This window comes from Streptomyces sp. NBC_00162, assembly GCF_024611995.1.
In the GTDB taxonomy this organism is placed as follows: domain Bacteria; phylum Actinomycetota; class Actinomycetes; order Streptomycetales; family Streptomycetaceae; genus Streptomyces.
Window position 1 is genome coordinate 7730644 of the sequence record NZ_CP102509.1, and the last position, 13512, is coordinate 7744155.

10 protein-coding genes and 1 pseudogene are annotated in these 13512 nt (G+C 72.7%); 7 read left to right on the forward strand and 4 right to left on the reverse strand.

Features of this window, described 5'->3' with window-relative positions:
• The first annotated feature begins 41 nt into the window (after window positions 1-41).
• The 3 genes from JIW86_RS35670 to JIW86_RS35680 all read left to right on the forward strand — a co-directional run bounded on the left by JIW86_RS35670 (window position 42) and on the right by JIW86_RS35680 (window position 3374).
• Complete coding sequence (locus tag JIW86_RS35670) at window positions 42-1553, forward strand: alpha/beta hydrolase (protein ID WP_257558354.1); 1512 nt, start codon at window positions 42-44, stop codon at window positions 1551-1553.
• A 123-nt stretch (window positions 1554-1676) separates the two neighbouring features.
• Window positions 1677-2486 (forward strand): MBL fold metallo-hydrolase, encoded by an 810-nt coding sequence (locus JIW86_RS35675; protein WP_215147122.1) that lies wholly within the window; start codon window positions 1677-1679, stop codon window positions 2484-2486.
• A 168-nt stretch (window positions 2487-2654) separates the two neighbouring features.
• A complete protein-coding gene (locus tag JIW86_RS35680) occupies window positions 2655-3374 on the forward strand; it encodes a helix-turn-helix domain-containing protein (RefSeq protein ID WP_257558356.1) in 720 nt (239 codons plus the stop codon).
• A gap of 64 nt (window positions 3375-3438) precedes the next feature.
• Here JIW86_RS35680 and JIW86_RS35685 read toward each other — a convergent pair whose 3' ends face one another.
• Together JIW86_RS35685 and JIW86_RS35690 are read right to left on the reverse strand one after the other, a co-directional pair.
• Complete coding sequence (locus JIW86_RS35685; protein WP_257558358.1) at window positions 3439-4893, reverse strand: nucleobase:cation symporter-2 family protein; 1455 nt, start codon at window positions 4891-4893, stop codon at window positions 3439-3441.
• A gap of 302 nt (window positions 4894-5195) precedes the next feature.
• The gene (locus tag JIW86_RS35690; protein ID WP_257559565.1) at window positions 5196-6005 is read right to left on the reverse strand and encodes an endonuclease/exonuclease/phosphatase family protein; all 810 of its coding nucleotides are present in this window, start codon (window positions 6003-6005) and stop codon (window positions 5196-5198) included.
• A gap of 149 nt (window positions 6006-6154) precedes the next feature.
• Between JIW86_RS35690 and JIW86_RS35695 the strand changes: the two are divergent.
• Window positions 6155-6373: pseudogene (locus JIW86_RS35695) on the forward strand (glycoside hydrolase family 3 protein); the annotation flags it as partial.
• A gap of 9 nt (window positions 6374-6382) precedes the next feature.
• Here JIW86_RS35695 and JIW86_RS35700 read toward each other — a convergent pair.
• Complete coding sequence (locus JIW86_RS35700) at window positions 6383-7687, reverse strand: MFS transporter (RefSeq protein WP_257558360.1); 1305 nt, start codon at window positions 7685-7687, stop codon at window positions 6383-6385.
• A gap of 113 nt (window positions 7688-7800) precedes the next feature.
• Here JIW86_RS35700 and JIW86_RS35705 point away from each other — a divergent pair, with 113 nt between their 5' ends.
• Both JIW86_RS35705 and JIW86_RS35710 read left to right on the forward strand, forming a co-directional pair.
• Window positions 7801-8850 (forward strand): AI-2E family transporter, encoded by a 1050-nt coding sequence (locus JIW86_RS35705; protein ID WP_257558362.1) that lies wholly within the window; start codon window positions 7801-7803, stop codon window positions 8848-8850.
• A gap of 30 nt (window positions 8851-8880) precedes the next feature.
• Window positions 8881-10914 carry a prolyl oligopeptidase family serine peptidase gene (locus JIW86_RS35710; RefSeq protein ID WP_257558363.1) on the forward strand — a complete coding sequence of 678 codons (2034 nt, stop codon included), beginning with the start codon at window positions 8881-8883 and terminating at the stop codon, window positions 10912-10914.
• Between the two features lie 43 nt (window positions 10915-10957).
• On the opposite strand, the gene JIW86_RS35715 is transcribed toward JIW86_RS35710, so the two are convergent.
• Window positions 10958-11653 (reverse strand): TetR/AcrR family transcriptional regulator, encoded by a 696-nt coding sequence (locus JIW86_RS35715; RefSeq protein WP_257558364.1) that lies wholly within the window; start codon window positions 11651-11653, stop codon window positions 10958-10960.
• 128 nt (window positions 11654-11781) lie between these two features.
• On the opposite strand from JIW86_RS35715, the gene JIW86_RS35720 reads away from it, so the two are divergent.
• The gene (locus JIW86_RS35720; protein ID WP_257558366.1) at window positions 11782-13479 is read left to right on the forward strand and encodes an amidohydrolase; all 1698 of its coding nucleotides are present in this window, start codon (window positions 11782-11784) and stop codon (window positions 13477-13479) included.
• Window positions 13480-13512: the final 33 nt, after the last annotated feature.

The following is a 13512-nucleotide window of genomic DNA, read 5'->3' on the forward strand; positions in this document are numbered from 1 at the left end:
GCCGGATGGGTGTCCGGGGCGAGCTCAACAAGGCTTGCCCCATGACGACTTACCCGCGCAAGGCCCTGCTCCTCGCCCTCTCCGCCGCCACCGCGGCCACCGGACTGGCCGTCACCACCGTGGCCCCCGCGGCCGCCCGCACCGGGGCGGCCGCCCCGGCCCTCACCTGGCATCCCTGCGCCAAGCCGGGCGGTCCCGCCACGCAGGAGTGCGCCGAACTGCCCGTCCCGCTCGACTACGCCGACCCCGGCGGCCGGCAGATCACCGTCGCCGTCTCCCGGATCCCCGGCGAGCGCCCGCAGACCCGGCGCGGCTCCCTCATCGTGATCCCCGGCGGCCCGGGCGGATCCGGCGTCCAGCGGCTGGCGCAGAAGGGAGCCGCGCTGCAGAGGGAGCTGGGCGGGGCGTACGACCTCGTCGCCCTCGACCCGCGCGGGGTCGGCGGCAGCACCACCGCGAGCTGCGAACTCGCCCCGGAGGACCGCTACCTGACCAGCCTGCGGTCCTGGCCCGGCCCGGACGGCGAGATCACCGAGAACGCCGCCCGCTCCCGCCGCACCGCCGAGGCCTGCGCCCGCAGCGGCGGCCCCGTACTGCGCAGCTTCACCACCGCCAACCAGGCCCGCGACATCGACCGCTTCCGCGAGGCGCTCGGCGAGCGCAAGCTCTCCGCCTGGGGGGTCTCGTACGGGGCGTACGTGGGGGCCGTGTACGCGCAGAAGTTCCCGCGGCGCACCGACCGCTGGGTCCTCGACAGCAGCGGAGACCCCGACCCCCAGCGGGTCGCCCGCGGCTGGCTGGCCAACATGGCGCAGGGAGCGGAGGACCGCTTCCCGGACTTCGCGGCCTGGGCGGCCCACCCCGACCGGGACCGGGACGGACTGCGGCTGGCCGCAACGCCGCAGGAGGTCGAGCCGCTGGTGCTCGCGCTCGCGGCCTCGCTGGACCGGGCGCCGCGCGAATCCACCACCCCGGGGCTGCCCCTGACCGGCAACGGCCTGCGCCAGTCCCTGCAGAACGCGCTCTACAGCGACTCCGCCTTCGCTTCCTTCGCCCGGCTCGTCAAGGCGGCCCAGGACCCGGCGGTGGCCCCCGCACTGCCGCCGGAGCTCGCGCAGCCCTTCAGCAACGAGGATGCCGCGCTCATGGTCGGCGTCATCTGCAACGACGTGGCGTGGCCGCGCACGCCCATGGCCGAGTACCAGCGCGCGGTCGACGCGGACCGTGCCCGGCACCCGCTCACGGCCGGTCTCCCGGTGAACGTGCTGCCCTGCTCCTTCTGGAAGACCGGCCCCGCGGAGCAGCCGACCCGGATCACCGACGAGGGGCCGTCCGACATCCTCATGATCCAGAGCCGCCGGGATCCGGCGACCCCGTACTCCGGCGCCCTGAAGATGCGCGAGGCGCTGGGCGGTCGGGCCCGGCTGGTCACGGTCGAACGGGGCGGCCACGGCGTCTACCTCGGCAACGGCAACGCGTGCGGCGACCGTACCGTCACCGCGTTCCTGACCACCGGTGAGCGTCCCGCCCACGACGCGTACTGCGCCGACTGACCAAGGCCGCCACCCCGCACCCGCACCCGCCTCCACCCCGTCCCGCGCGCGATCGCAACCCGGCCGCGTCAGGATGGGGAGGAGGGCCTGTTCGAAGCAGGGCCGTGGCCCGTGGAGATCGCCATGAGCACGCACAAGGTAGGACCCGACAGCACCGTTCTCGCCGATTGCCTGGAGGTGCCGGGGATCGGCTTCCTCCCGGTCAACGCCTTCGTACTGCACTCCGAACAGCCGGTCGTCGTCGACACCGGCCTCGGGCTGCCCGACCGGGACTTCCTCAACACGCTCGGCTCCGTGATCGACCCCGCCGACGTGCGGTGGATCTGGCTGACCCACCCCGACCGCGACCATACGGGCGGCCTCTTCGCGCTGCTCGAAGCCGCTCCCCGGGCGCGATTGGTGACCACCTTCCTGGGAGCCGGGATCATGTCCACCGAGCACCCGCTGCCGATGGACCGGGTGTACTTCCTCAATCCGGGCCAGAGCCTGGACGTGGGCGACCGTACCCTCCACGCCTTCCGGCCGCCGCTGTTCGACAACCCGGCCACCGTCGGCTTCTACGACGACCGCTCCCACACCTGCTTCAGCTCCGACTGCTTCGGCGGCCCGATGCCCACCGCCGACGTGGCCACGGGCACCGACGTCGCGGCCGTGCACGCCGAGGAGCTCGAGGCCGCCCAGCTGCTGTGGGCGAGCGTGGACAGTCCCTGGGTCCAGCTCGTGGACCGGGACAGGTTCCTCGCGACCGTGGAGCCGCTGCGCGCCATGGCCCCGGAGACCATCCTGTGTACGCACCTGCCGCCGGCCGTCGGTCTGGCCTCGCGGTTCATCGACACCATCGGGGCGGCGCCGGGACTCAGCCCGTTCACGGGTCCGGACCAGGCCGCGCTGGAGCAGATGCTCGCCGGATTCGAACCGGGAGGGCCTGCGTAGGCGGTTGTTGATTGCCTGGTACACATGGTGTGGCACCTTGGAATTGAAGGGTGTAGGGCGGTTACGCCCCGCTGAACATCTGTTACTGTGCCCGCGCTTGGTGTTCATCCATCAATCCGTCTCCCCTCGGGCGCCGAGCGCCCGAGGGTGTTGCGAGGTGTCTCGTACGTGTACAGCACTCCGTTCTCCCCCGCAGAGGCCCGGTCCGCGCGCGCCCGCATGGGCCTGACCGCGGCCCAGGTGGCCCACTCGATGGCGGCCTGCGGGACCCCCGTCCACCCCGACCTGGTCGTGGCCTGGGAGCAGGGCTCCCACGTCCCGTCCGACCGCCAGCTCTTCGCCCTGGCCGACGTGCTGTGGTGCGGGGCCACGACGCTGATGGGCGTCGAGCCGCGGACCCTCGCCGAACACCGGCTGGCCCGCCAGCTCACGGTGGAGCGGCTGGCGTACCGCATAGGCATGGACCCCTCCGAGTACCGCGCGGCCGAGGCGGCGCGGCAGTGGGACGGGGACGCCTGGCAGACCAGGGCGCTGGTGGAGGCCCTGGGGCTGTCGCTGCGCAAGCTCATCGGGATCATGGGCCGGGTGGACGAGTTGGCGGAGCACCTGCGATCGGCCGTCGACGGGCGGTGGAAGGCGCACGTGGAACCGGTCGCGGAGATCGTGGTGGTGGACGCGACCAGCGTGGGCGATGCCCTGCAGACCATGCACGCGGAGTTCTCCGCGTTCTCGGAGCGGTACATGGGGCACCTCGTCGCCCGCAACGCGGACGCCAGGCTCAAGGAGATCGCGGCGGAGCGCGCCGCGTACCTGCGCCGACTCGTGGACCACTTCTGGGAGTTGATCGGAGAGGAGGGCGACGCCCCGCCCTTCCCCGCGGGCGGGTGACGCGACACGCGGACGGGGACGCGGACCGGGAGGGCGCGGGTGCCCCTCCCGGCCCGCGGCCGGTTCACCGGGCGGCCGCTCCCGGGTGGCGACCGGTGGCGTCGCCTTCCCCCAAGTCCTCCCCGAACTCCTCCCCGTAGTCCTCCCAGTCGATCTCCATCGTGGAGCGGCTGGTGAACACGTTGAAGAGCAGGTTCAGCGTGATCGCCGTCAGGGCGCCCAGCGTGATCCCGCTGTTGAGCACGGCCCGCATGTCCTGCGGCATCCGGTCGAAGAACGGCGCCACCGTGGTCGGCAGCAGCGCGGCGCCCAGACTGACCGCCAGGATCAGGGTGTTGCGCTCCTCGCGCAGATCGGCCTTCCCCAGGATCTGGATGCCGACCGCGGCGACGATGCCGAACATGGAGAGCGCGGCGCCGCCCAGCACCGGATGCGGAACCGAGGCGACCAGGCTGCCCGCCTTCGGCAGCAGCCCCAGCAGGACCATGAACACACCGGCCGCGACGACCACGTACCGGCTCATCACCTTCGACATGCGCACGAGCCCGATGTTCTCGGCGAACGCCACGTACGGGAAGGAGTTGAGGACGCCGCCGAGCACGGTCGCCACGCCGTCGGCGCGCAGCGCCCGGGCCACGGTGTCCGCGTCCACCCGCTTGTCGGTGATCTCGCCGATCGCGTACACGTCCCCGGTGGTCTCCACCATGGTGATCAGGATGACGACGAGCATCGCGACGATCGGCAGCAGCTCGAACCGCGGCATGCCGAAGTGGAAGGGCGTGGTGACCCCGAACCAGGCGGTCTCCTCCACCGCGGCGAAATCGGCGTCCCCGAAGAGCCACGCGACCGCCGTGCCGACGACGAGCCCGAGCAGGACGGCCAGGCTGCTGAGGAACGGCCTGCCGATCCGGACCATGGCCAGGATGAAGAGCAGGGTGCCCAGCGCGTACGCGAGGTTCTTCGGATCCCCGTAGGCGGGGGTGCCGATGAGGTGCGCGCCGCCGGCCGCGTCCTGGAGGGCCACCGGGATCAGGGTGATGCCGATGATGGTGAGGATCGTGCCGATGACGACCGGCGGGAAGTACTTCACCAGCTTGCTGAAGAGCGGGGCGAAGGCGAACGTGGCTATGCCCGCCGTGATCACCGCCCCGTAGACGACGAGCAGGCCGGCGGTACCGCCGCCCGCCCCGGTACCGATGGCGATCATGGGGGAGACCGCGGTGAACGTGACGCCCTGGACCAGCGGCAGCCGGGCGCCGACCTTCCAGACGCCGAGGGCCTGGATGATCGAGGCCACGCCGCAGGTCAGCAGGTCCGCGTTGATGAGGTGGACGAGATCCTCGCGGGAGAGGCCCAGCGCGTTGCCCAGCAGGACCGGGACGATGACGGCCGCCGCGTAGAACGCGAGGACGTGCTGGAAGCCGTAGAGGGCGAGCTTGGGGACCGGGAGCAACTCGTCGACGGGATGAGTCTGCTGCCGGGGGGACTGCCGGGGGGAGCGTCGGGAGATTCTTGCCATCTCTGCCTTGCCTTCGCGAGGTAGGTGAATGAGAGGGCCGCCGCCATCGGATCCTGGGTGACAGGACGAGGGCAGGCCGGCTCGTACCGAGCCGACGCCGGGCGGTGTTGCCGACACCACGTCGCTCTGGCACTGCGCAATGAGTCCTGGATTGGCAGGACGTCCTTCGATCGACGCAGCGAATCCGTCTGTGATCTTTGGATCCGAAGGGGGACTCGACCGGAGGGCGCTCACCATAGCCAAAGGCCGGGTTTCCTCGCGAGTAACCCCGGGCGGCCGCCCGACGGGGCCCCCGACGGGCTCTACCGCTCCAGTCGCAGGTCCGCGACGACGGGGCGGTGGTCGGAGGCCAGGGTGCCGGCGACCACCGCGGCGTGCACCCGGACGCCCGCCGACACCGCCACGTAGTCGATCCGCTTCACGGGATGCCGCGCGGGAAACGTGAAAGCGCCCGGTTCGGAGTCCGTCAGCTCCCGCCACAGCGGGGCCAGTTCGGGCGCCGAGGGCGGCGCGTTGAGATCCCCGAGCAGGACCTTCGGCCCCGGCGCCCGGCGCATGATCTGCCGCGTCTCGGCCACCTGGACCGCCCGCACGGAGGAGTCGGCACGGTGGTCGAGGTGGGTGACGTACACGCGCAGCCGTACGCCGCCCGCCTCCAGGACGACCTCCCCGAAGCCGGGAGCGGGCGCGGGCCCCCGCCCGGGGTCCTGGGTGGACAGCCGGGTGATCCGGTGGTTCGCGAAGGCCAGGACGCGGAACCGGGACAGTACGGCCACCCCGAACGCCCGGCCGCCGATGCGGTACACCGGCGCGAACGAGGCCCGCATGCCCAGTCTCCGGCCGAGCTCGCCCGCCACGTCGAGCCACCGGCTGCGGGCACCCCAGCGGACGTCGACCTCCTGCAGCCCGATGACATCGGCACGCAGCGCGTGCAGGGCCGCCGCCTGCCGGTCCAGGTCGAACACGCCGTCGGCGTCCGCGCCGGCGTGGATGTTGTACGAGACGACGCGCACCGGGACCGGGCCGGGGAACGGGGCCGGGGGAAGGGGAGCGGGCGCGGCCGCGGGCAGTCCGGCGGCCAGCAGCGCCAGGGCGCCGCGACGGGTCGGCATCACCAGGCGACGGTAACAACACGGGCCGCGCCGGCCGCCGTTTCCGCCTCCGGGGGTGGCGTGGCGGCTCCGCCGGAAACTGCAGGGGGTCGCCGACGCCGCCGAGCTGATCGGCCGTTACCACCTCGGCGGGATCATCTACTTCTCCCACGCCCGCACCCGTCATCACGCTCGCCCTGCGCAACCCCTGCGACATCGCCCACCTCGACGGCGTGACGGCGAGCCTGGCGGCCTACTCCTGGTCCGACACCGAACTCCGTGCCGCCGCCCGTGTCCTCACCGGCGCGGCCGCAGCCCGCGGCCGGCTCCCCGTCCCGGTCCCGCCCCTCTTCCCCCTCGGCCACGGCCTCTCGTACCCGCCGCGCTGACGGAGTCTCCTACAGCACCACGGCCGAGGTGTCCGCCTCCGACCCCGACTCCCGGGACGCCCGGCGGCGCAGCGCGTCCTCGTCGGTGTCCGCGTCGTAGGAGATCAGCTTCGGCAGCAGAGCCGCCAGCACGGCCACCGACGCCACGCAGGCCAGACCGCCGCTCCAGAAGGCCGACCGGGTGCCGGTCCAGCCGGCCATGGTGCCCGCCCGGACCTGTCCTAGCTGCGGGCCGACGCTGTACGAGAGCACCTCGATGCCGGCGAGCCGGCCCCGCAGCCCCTCGGGGATCGTCTGATTCCAGATCGTGGCCCGCCCCAGCCCGCTGAGCATGTCGCCGGCGCCCGCCACCGCGAGGCACAGCAGCACCAGCCAGATGTCCGGGAACCAGCCCGCGGCCGCGACCGCCAGGCCCCACACCGCGGCCCCGCACACCACCAGCAGCCCGTGCCGCCGTACCCGCGACACCCAGCCGCTGGTCAGCCCCAGCACCAGCGAGCCCACCGCACCCGCCGCGTACATCAGGCCCAGGGCCCACTCCGCGTCGAGCTCGTCCGCGAGGAACGGGAAGATCGCGTTCGGGAACGCGAAGAACATCGCCGCGAGATCCACGGCGTACGTGCCGAGCAGCACCGGACGGCTCCACGCGTAGCGAGCGCCCTCGGCTATCCCGCGCAGCGAGGGGCGCTCGGCGTCCCCCACGGGCGGAGCCGGCGCGAGCCGCAGGCACAGCAGTACGGAGACCAGGAATCCGGCGACGGTGACCGAGTAGGCCGAGGCGTACCCGGCGTAGGCGACGATCAGGCCGGCCAGCGCCGGACCCGCGATCGCACCGAACTGGTAGCGCAGCCCGTTGAGCGCGGCGGCGGCCGTCAACTGGTCGTGCGGCACGATCCGTGCCATCAGCGAGTCCAGGGCCGGCCGCTGAAGTCCGGTCAGCGCCGAGACACCGGCGGCCACCACGTACAGCGGCCACAGCAGCGGGCTCGGCAGCACCGCGTTCACCAGCAGCACCAGCGCGAGCACCCCGAGCCCGGCCTCGGTCAGCAGGATCAGCCGACGCCGGTCGACGGCATCGGCGAGCGCACCCCCGTACAGCCCGCAGACCACCAGCGGAACGAGCTCCACCGCGCCCATCGCGCCGACGGCCAGCGGCGAGTCGGTCAGGTGTTTGATCTGGAGCGGCAGCGCGATCATGGCCATGAACGAGCCGAAGAACGTGACCGTGCCCTGGTAGAACAGCAGCCGGAAATCGCGGCTGGAACGCCACGGTGCGAAGTCGGGCAGCACGGCGGCCCAGCGGGAGGTACTCACGAGGGGCCATCGTCGGCGCTCGGCTCCGCCTCGGCAACGGATTATCCGCCCCGGACGGGCCAATCCGAGGCCGCGCGCGTGCCATCTGCGGGCCGCGGTGGCACCCATGGGTCATGCCGCCGGTGTCAGCCTCCCTTCGTACGGCCGCGTCGTACGCCTGGCGTCTGCTGGTCGTGGGCGCCGCCGTCTACGCGGTCTTCGCCGTCCTGGGCCGCTTCCACGAGATCGGCGTGGCGCTCTTCCTCGGCCTCGTCGTCACGGCGCTGCTCTCCGTCCCCACCGGGCGGCTGGCACGCGTACTGCCCCGGTCCGTGGCGGTCGCCGTGTGCCTGCTCGGCAGCGCGGCGCTGCTGCTGGGCGTGCTCGCGCTGGTGGGCGCGGCGGTGGCGGGGGAGAGCACCACCCTCGTACGGGAGTTCCGCGAGGGCCTGGGCCACATCGAGCAGTGGCTGGAGCAGCCGCCCTTCAGGCTCGACCCGGGGGCGCTCTCGAACGTGCAGTCCCGCGTCGGGCAGTACCTGTCGAGCCACCGCTCGACCCTGCTCAGTACGGCGCTCAGCGGAGCCGGTCACCTGGTGCAGGTGCTCACCGTCCTCGTCCTCGCCGTCTTCTCCTCCGTCTTCTTCCTGCACGGCGGCGACCGCCAGTGGTCCTGGTTCTGCGCGCAGCTCCCCGAGACGGCTCGCGAGAGGGTGGCGGTCGCCGGGCGGGCGGCATGGCGCACGTTCACCGGCTACACCCACGGGATCGTGCTGGTGGCGGCGACGAACGCGGTCCTCGTCGGGGTGGCCCTGTACCTGCTCGGGGTCCCGCTGGCCGTCCCGCTGGCACTGTTGGAGTTCTTCGCGGCCTTCGTCCCCCTCATCGGCTCCCCGATCGCACTCGGCGTCGCCGCAGTGGTCGCCCTGGCAGCGAAGGGGCCACTGGTCGCGGGCTTGGTGGTCTTGCTGATCGTGGTCATCGGCCAGCTCGAGGGGCACCTGCTGCATCCGCTGGTGATGAGCTGGGCGGTGCGGCTGCACCCGCTGGTGGTGGCGATCTCGGTGATCGCGGGCGCCATCGCCGCCGGAGTGGTGGGAGCGGTCGTCGCGGTCCCGCTGGTCTCGGTGATCTGGTCGGTGCGCACGGCCCTGCGCGATGCCAGCCTCGAGGTCTCGCCCTGACGGGTGCCGCACGTCATGCACAATCGGCGGATGAGCGATGAAGACCCGTACCTCTGGCTCGAAGACGTCACCGGCGAGGCCGCCCTCGGCTGGGTCCGCGAGCGCAACGACGAGACCGTCGCCGCGCTGACCGGGACCCCCGGGTTCAAGGTGCTGGAGAGCACGATCCGCGAGGTCCTCGACGACGACGGCCGGATCCCCTACGTCGTCCGCCGCGGCCGCCACCTCTACAACTTCTGGCAGGACGCCGGCCACGTACGCGGGCTGTGGCGGCGCACCACGCTGGAGGAGTACGTCAAGGACCGGCCGGCCTGGGAGCCGGTCCTGGACCTCGACGCGCTGGCCGAGGCGGAGGGGGAGAAGTGGGCCTGGGCGGGCAGCAGGGTCCTGGGCCCCGACTACCGGCACGCCCTGGTGCTGCTGTCGCGGGACGGGGCGGACGCCTGCGTGGTGCGCGAGTTCGACCTGGAGGCCCTGGAGTTCGTCGAGGGCGGATTCGAGGTCGCGGAGGCCAGGACCACGATCGGGTGGATCGACCGCGACCGGGTCTGGATCGGGACCGACTTCGGTCCCGGCTCGATGTCCGGGTCCGGCTACCCGCTCCAGGCACGCCGCTGGCGGCGCGGCACCCCCCTGACGGACGCCGAACTCGTCCACGAGGGCCGGCCCTCCGACATCTCGGCCTCCGGCTGGCACGACGACACCCCGGGCTTCGAACGCGACTTCCTTCACCGTCAGATCGACTTCTGGAACCAGGAGCTGTTCCTCCGCCCCGAGGACGGATCGGCCGCGGAGCCCGAGAAGATCGAGGTACCGGACGACGCCGGCACCTCCGTCCACCGCGAGTGGCTGCTCGTCGCCCCGAAGTCGCCGTGGCTCGGCCACGACGCGGGCACGCTACTCGCCTTCGACTTCGACGCCTTCCGGGCGGGGGAGCGGGAGGCGGCGGTGCTGTTCACCCCGGACGAGCACACCGCGCTCGCCGGGTGGAGCTGGACCCGCAACCACCTGATCCTCACCACCCGCGCCGACGTCTCCTCCCGGATGGAGCTCCTGACTCCGGGACCGGGACCGGACGGCTGGCGGCGCGCACCGCTGGCCGGGGTACCGCCGCTGTCCACGGCCTCCGTCACCTGCACCGACCCGGACGTGAGCGACGAGTACTTCCTGAACGTCTCCGGCTACCTCCAGCCGTCCACCCTCTACCGGGGCAGCGCGGGCGGGGACGCGGGCGAGAGCGTGAAGCGCGGACCGGCGCTGTTCGACACCGCCGGTCTCGCCGTGCGCCAGCACTTCGCGGTCTCCGCGGACGGCACCAGGGTCCCGTACTTCGTCGTCGGGCCCGAGGACCGGCCCGGTCCCGGGCCCACCCTGATGTACGGGTACGGCGGCTTCGAGATCTCCATGGTCCCGCAGTACAGCGCGGTCACCGGCCGGGCCTGGCTCGCGCGCGGCGGCACGTACGTCGTCGCGGGCATCCGGGGCGGGCGCGAGTACGGGCCGGGCTGGCACCGGGCGGCCCTCGGGGCGAACCGGGTCAGGGCCTTCGAGGACTTCGCCGCCGTGGCCCGGGACCTCACCGCCCGCGGCATCACCACCCCGGCCCAGCTGGGGATCGAGGGCGGCAGCAACGGCGGCCTCCTCATGGGCGCGATGCTCACCCGCGACCCGGAACTCTTCGGCGCCGTCGTCGCGCACGTGCCGCTGATGGACATGCTCCGCTTCCACCGGCTGCTCGCGGGCGCCAGCTGGACCGCCGAGTACGGGGACCCGGAGAACCCCGCCGACCGGCCCCACCTGGAGGGGATCTCCCCCTACCACCGGATCCGCGCCGAGGGTCCTGCGTACCCGCCCCTGCTGCTGCTCACCTCGACCCGCGACGACCGCGTCCACCCCGGGCACGCCCGCAAGATGGCCGCCCGGCTGCGCGAGTTCGGGCACCCCGTCCTCTTCCACGAGCACCTGGGCGGCGGCCACTCCGGGGCCACGGACCATGAGCAGACGGCGTTCAACGAGGCGCTCGTGCACACCTTCCTGTGGGAGCGGCTGACCCCGGGCGCCTGAGCCGGCTGCCGGACTCGCCTAGGTCCTGTCGCCCGGACAGGGCCTAGGCGTCGCGGAGCGTCTCGACCCGCTTCTCGATCGAGGTGATCAGTGCCTCGACCCGGGCCAGGAAGATCTGTTCGTCCGTCACCTCGGCCAGCTCGGTCCTGAGCCGGGTGATGTTCGGGAATCCCATGGCGTCGACCAGGCGGTACTCGCGGCTCCAGGAGGACTCGTCGGCCGCCCTGATGTCCGGATCGAAGAGCAGGTAGGCGGCGCGCTGGCCGACGAAGGCGAGGAGCGAGTCGCCGACCATGCGGTAGTGGACGGCGGCCTCCGCGCCGTCCAGGCCCGCCTCCATGACGGCGCCGAGGATGAGTTCGACGACCCGGAACTCGTTGGGCCTGCGCGTGGTCCGGCTGGCCATGGTCGACCCGACCACCGGGTACTTGAGCGCGACGTCGAGGGAACCGGCCGCGAGGGCGCGCAGCCGGTCCTTCCAGCCGAGCCCCTCGGGGATGCTGTCGAGCACCTCGCCGAGCGTGCGGTCGGCCACGGAGAGCAGCAGCTCGTCCTTGTCGCGGAAGTGCCGGTAGATCGCCGTGGGGTCGGCGCCGAGCTCCTCGCCGAGACGGCGGACGGTGAAGGCGTCCTCGCTGCCGCGAGCCGCGATGCGCAGGCTCGCTTCGATGATCGCGTCGGGTGTGAGCTGACTGCCCGAGCGCTTGGACCGGGCGGGGGTGTCGGATGACTTCGGCATGGTGCGGCCAGTGTAACGATGTGGAACAGAGCGAGCGCAACACCGTTGACAACAATGTTGCGCTCCCGTTCACTCCTCCTCAACGAACACGCCGTGCGGGTCTGCCCGCCGAGCCGGAGGATGCGTCGATGGCCCACAACAGGCAGCAGCGGACCGGGCAGCGGGCCGATACCGTCTTCGTCGGAGGGAAGGTCTTCACCGGAACCGGACCGGCCCCCGTGGAAGCGGCCGTCGCCGTGGCTGACGGCCGGATCCTCGCCGTCGCCGACGCGGGCACCGTGCGCTCGCTGGCGGACGGGAACACCGAGGTCGTCGACCTCGCGGGCGGTCTGCTCCTCCCCGGATTCCAGGACGCCCACGTCCACCCGGTCGTGGCCGGCGTCCAGATGCTCGGCTGCGACCTCAGCGAGGAGCGGTCCATCGACGGCTACCTGGCCGTGGTGGCCGCCTACGCCAAGGACCACCCCGACGCGGCCTGGATCCGCGGCGGCGGCTGGTCGATGGACGTCTTCCCCGGGGGCACCCCCACCCGCGCCATGCTCGACGCGGTCGTGCCGGACCGGCCCGTCATGCTCACCAACCGGGACGGCCACGGCGCCTGGGCCAACACCCGCGCCTTCCACCTCGCGGGCGTCGACCGCACCACCCCCGACCCGGCGGACGGCCGGATCGAGCGGGAGGCGGACGGAACCCCGGCCGGCACCCTCCAGGAGGGCGCCATGGAGCTGGTGGCCCGCCACGTACCCCTCGCCACACCGGACGAGGCGTACGCCGGCCTGCTCGCCGCGCAGGAGCACCTGTTCTCCCTCGGCGTGACCAGCTGGCAGGACGCCATGATCGGCGCCTTCCCCGGCCACCCCGACAACTACGGCGTCTACCTGCGCGCCGCACGCGAGGGCGCCCTGCGCGCCCGCGTCGTCGGGGCCCTGTGGTGGGACCGCGAACGCGGCCTGGAGCAGATCCCCGAACTGGAGGAGCGCCGCCGCACCGGCCGGGCGGGCCGCTTCAACGCCACGAGCGTGAAGATCATGCAGGACGGGATCGCCGAGAACTTCACGGCAGGCCTGCTGGAGCCCTACCTCGACGGCTGCGGCTGCGCCACCGGGAACTCCGGACTCAGCTTCATCGAACCGGAGTTGCTCACGGAGGCCGTGTCCCGGCTCGACCGCGCGGGCTTCCAGATCCACTTCCACGCGCTGGGGGACCGCGCCGTACGGGAAGTGCTCGACGCGCTCACCACGGCCCGCGCGGCCAACGGCGCCAACGACAACCGGCACCACCTCGCCCACCTGCAGATCGTCCACCCCGACGACATAGGCCGCTTCGCGAGCCTGGGGGCGGCCGCGAACATCCAGGCCCTGTGGGCCGCGCACGAACCGCAGATGGACGAGCTGACCATCCCCTTCCTCGGCCCCGAACGAGCAGCCCTGCAGTATCCGTTCGGGGACCTCCAGCGGGCCGGAGCCCGGCTCGTCGCCGGCAGCGACTGGTCGGTGAGCAGCCCCGATCCGCTGTGGGGCATCCACGTCGCAGTCAACCGCGTCGCACCCGACGAGGCGCCGGGCCCCTCCGGGGCCCACCAGCCCTGCCCGCCGTTCTTCCCCGAACAGGCCCTCACCCTGAGCCAGGCGCTCACCGCCTACACCGCGGGCAGCGCCTGGGCCAACCACCTCGACGAGGTCACCGGCACCGTCGAAGCGGGCAAGTGCGCGGACCTCGTCGTCCTCGACCGCGATCCCTTCGCACACCCCGCCGAGGAGATAGCCGACACCCGGGTGAGCCGTACCTACGTCGACGGCGAACTCGTCTTCGCCGCGACCCGCTGAACGTCCGGACCGCCAAGCCGCCAAGCCGCCCGA

Bases quoted from the DNA above. Each gene is read 5' to 3' on its own strand.
- JIW86_RS35670 (WP_257558354.1), top strand. From the start codon at position 42: ATGACGACTTACCCGCGCAAGGCCCTGCTCCTCGCCCTCTCCGCCGCC.
- JIW86_RS35675 (WP_215147122.1), top strand. From the start codon at position 1,677: ATGAGCACGCACAAGGTAGGACCCGACAGCACCGTTCTCGCCGATTGC.
- JIW86_RS35685 (WP_257558358.1), bottom strand. From the start codon at position 4,893: ATGGCAAGAATCTCCCGACGCTCCCCCCGGCAGTCCCCCCGGCAGCAG.
- JIW86_RS35690 (WP_257559565.1), bottom strand. From the start codon at position 6,005: ATGCCGACCCGTCGCGGCGCCCTGGCGCTGCTGGCCGCCGGACTGCCC.
- JIW86_RS35705 (WP_257558362.1), top strand. From the start codon at position 7,801: ATGCCGCCGGTGTCAGCCTCCCTTCGTACGGCCGCGTCGTACGCCTGG.
- JIW86_RS35710 (WP_257558363.1), top strand. From the start codon at position 8,881: ATGAGCGATGAAGACCCGTACCTCTGGCTCGAAGACGTCACCGGCGAG.
- JIW86_RS35715 (WP_257558364.1), bottom strand. From the start codon at position 11,653: ATGCCGAAGTCATCCGACACCCCCGCCCGGTCCAAGCGCTCGGGCAGT.
- JIW86_RS35720 (WP_257558366.1), top strand. From the start codon at position 11,782: ATGGCCCACAACAGGCAGCAGCGGACCGGGCAGCGGGCCGATACCGTC.